The organism is uncultured Meiothermus sp. (assembly GCF_937863175.1).
Lineage (GTDB): Bacteria > Deinococcota > Deinococci > Deinococcales > Thermaceae > Meiothermus.
In genome coordinates this window covers 1-3298 of record NZ_CALMCQ010000100.1, presented here as the reverse complement: position 1 = coordinate 3298, position 3298 = coordinate 1, and the positions used below count along the sequence as shown (strand labels likewise).

The following is a 3298-nucleotide window of genomic DNA, read 5'->3' as shown; positions in this document are numbered from 1 at the left end:
CGTTGGTCGTTGGTCGTTGGTCGTTGGTCGTTGGTCGTTGGTCGTTGGTCGTTGGACTTGGGCTTTTGCTCGCCTCGTGCGGGAGCCAAAAAGCCGAACCTGTGGCTGAGGCCATCCAGCCTGTGCCAGCCCACATTGGTCAGGCCCTGGCGGTAGTGGCAGCCACAGAAGAGAAAGAGATCAATCCGCAATCGGCAGCGAACCGATTTGTCGCAACCACCCTGGTGTTCGATCCCGAAGGCCAACCCGCCTACTGGGCCAACCTCATCCTTAATCAGAAGCAGAGCTTCAGGGAAGCCGTGAACAGCGTTCCAGACAGCGAGCCGGTCTACCTGACGGGGGCTGCCCGGAACCGTACCTTTCACGGGGATGTGCTCACTGTGAAGACGTTTAAGCGGCTGTGGTCGGGCTGCCCAGACTGCCGTTTCGTCGTCTTCAGCGGTAGGGTATTTGGCTTGAAGGGAAACCAACTTTACAGCTCGGATGGCGTACTTCTCCAGAATAAAGAAGCCACCCTGGTGCAAAACACCTTCACGACCATCAAGAATTCGGTCACCGAGGGCAACCTGGATAAGGAGATGGCCAAGCGGTGGAAGAAGCTCGAGGAGATGTCCAAAGATGCCCCGGTAGTGATCGGGCCGCAGACCTTTTCCGAAGAACCCCCCACCCTACACCTGGGCTCTCAGTTCTTCCGCAGCCGGATAGGCGCTCAAACCATAACCGAAAACGACTGCCTGAGCTACTTCCTATGGTCTTGTACGGTGCGGCGCGTAAGGGGAACCCTGCAAGTTTTGGGCCATGACTTTGGTAACCTTCAGCGAATACGAAGCGATTTAGGTTTCTTGTCTTTACCAGACTACCAGTGGGGGGGACGTGGGAACCCCCCGATGGTTGGAACCGAATACAAAACAGGGCAGTATGTGGTTGGTTGCGGGCCCATGTCGGTAGGGCGGGTGCTCAACTGGATGCGGCATCAAGAAGGTTGGAGCGATCGCACCATACAGCTACCCAGCAATGGCGGAAGCAGAATCGTAAATGGCTCTTCGAGCGACCCGCACTTTCTTCAAGGCCTGTACTGGCCCACACCCATCGGGCATCGAACAATTAACGGACAGAATCTAACCATCCACGGTGCCTGGCTTACCGAGCGGATGGGCGGACAACCTTTGGCAGGAGATACCTTTGTTTCGGCGGGTAGGCTTTTGAATGGGGCCAATGCCTGGCTGGGGGAAGTGGGCTGGCCGGAAAGGGTGGATGGCACCTGGGTACGCGACCTGGACGAGGTCACCTTTGCAAAACTACTGGTATTGACAACTTACCCGCTGGTGCTCCCACCACTGGAGTGGATCGTTTGGTCGCAGAATAGCTGGAGGGTGGGCGGAGTTCTGAAGGGTTCTATCGGGCACCGGAATCGCCCGGCCATTGCGCTCTATACGACGGATCAGACGATACCGGGTACCGGCATCTTGGGTTTTGTCCTGCACTATGCCCCGGTGCACCGCTTCGAGATTTTGGAATACTGGGACTGGTCGGAGAATTACGCATGGCTGTACGATGGAAAGGAAGATCCAAATTACCGCGATGGAACCCGGCGGGTCTACCTGAGCAACTACTGGGATTTGAGCTTTGGGGCCTACCAGGTGGTGAAACCCGAGGATGCGGGTACGCCCACACCAACCCCCACCCCGCCCGATGGCCCGCGCGACTAGACTAACGGGAGGCGAACAATGCGCATACCCACGCTAACGGCTGGACTTCTACTGCTGCTTCTGCTGGGGGGGTGTCTTATCCGAATGTCAGGGGCTCCATACTCGCTTTATGTGCTCCACTATCCTGAGCTAGAGCGGGTCTGCCCTGCCGGGGCACAGATAAGCGTCGAGTTTGACCCGGGTTTCAGGATGGGTGGTGTGGATTATTACCTCAAATTTGGGGGCGGAGAAACCATTTCTCATGGTACAATTGCTACCAACGAAATACAGTTTCGCCTCGAAAAGCCCGCCATCAGCCCCTCCAGAGCAGTAGCAGCAAATCCGGCTACTCCTGTCAACCAGTTGATTAAGGAAAGAGACGGGGTTTACCGTTTAGGTCTGCTCCCCTACGAAGGCAGAGAACTGGAGTACCTCAACTTCACCCTCCAGTGTGGCGGGAGAGAACCGCTAACCCTCAGATTCTCCAACGGGCAACCCTCCATACCTCCCAAGTTCCTCTTATTTCTGATCGTGCTGGAAGACCCCGCACAGCCCAGTGGCCTGCGGGTAGTACCTCGTGCGAGCACGGACTAAAATGTGCAAGCCGCACAGTTGGAGGTTTTTGTTATGGGACAGTGGGAGGTAAAAGGGGATACTACGCCAACCCCCATCCCGCGCGACTAGACTAACGAGAGGCGAACAATGCGCATACCCACGCTAACGGCTGGACTTCTGCTGCTGGGGGGTGTTTGGTCATCTTCCGCCCCACCAGCTTGGAGATCGTGGCCACGCGAAAGCGGGTCTGGTTGTCCACCGGTAGATTTTCGATTGGATTGGCAGTGTCTGTATAACGATACCCAAACGACTGTATGTACACGTTGTCACAAAGGTTGCTGGTTCACAACCCGAAATATATACTAAGTATAAGAATATCAATAGAATTTGACATATCCGAATCTTCTCAAATATCCTGTTGGTGGCTACCCATGAAATGTAGCCCAGCCAATGGAGGTGAATTCAGCTATGCGATTCCATTCTGTTGGTCGTTGGTCGTTGGTCTAGTTCTACTGCTGGCCGCGTGCGGAACACAGCAGGTCGCGTCTCCGCCCAACTCCTCGCTGTCGGACGGTGAACCGGTGTCTGTGGCCCTGGCGCAAGCCCTGACCCTGGGTATGAAGGTTTCTGCCGGCGGGGTCAGCCTGCAAGAAGCCAAAGACCTGAAGTTGGTCAACGAAACCGTTTACGACCTGTCCGAAAAGCCTTTGCACCACCTGGTGCTGGTGGGGCCAGAAACCAGGGATTTCTGGGCCACCATTACCAGTCCGAAGGAGGGTCACGCACTGTATGCGATTGGCGCAACCGACAAGCGCAGCTTCTTTTCCTTCATTATGCCTGCCGGTAGTTTTAAAAGCCTCAGCCAGACCCGGGCCAAAGCCGGCTCTTTCGCACGCTTCCTGAGCCCAGCGGCGGGGATACTTTACCTCGAAGACCGCGCAGGCCGGGTCTGGGATGTGGCCACGGCCACCGAAGTAGCCCCAGAGCAACTCGAGCAGGGGCGCCAGGCCCAGCGTGTCCTGATCGAGCAGCGACAGAAAGACGGGATTCTGGAC

2 protein-coding genes and 1 pseudogene are annotated in these 3298 nt (G+C 56.4%); all 3 read left to right on the top strand.

Annotated features, from left to right (window positions below; genetic code table 11):
* A partial coding sequence (locus Q0288_RS03970) for a hypothetical protein (protein ID WP_299427517.1) occupies positions 1 to 1709 on the top strand: 1709 nt, incomplete at its 5' end.
* Between the two features lie 111 nt (positions 1710 to 1820).
* Positions 1821 to 2282, top strand: coding sequence for a hypothetical protein (locus tag Q0288_RS03965; protein WP_299427514.1), 462 nt, complete (start codon positions 1821 to 1823; stop codon positions 2280 to 2282).
* Positions 2283 to 2824: 542 nt separating this feature from the next.
* Positions 2825 to 3298: pseudogene (locus tag Q0288_RS03960) on the top strand (hypothetical protein); the annotation flags it as partial.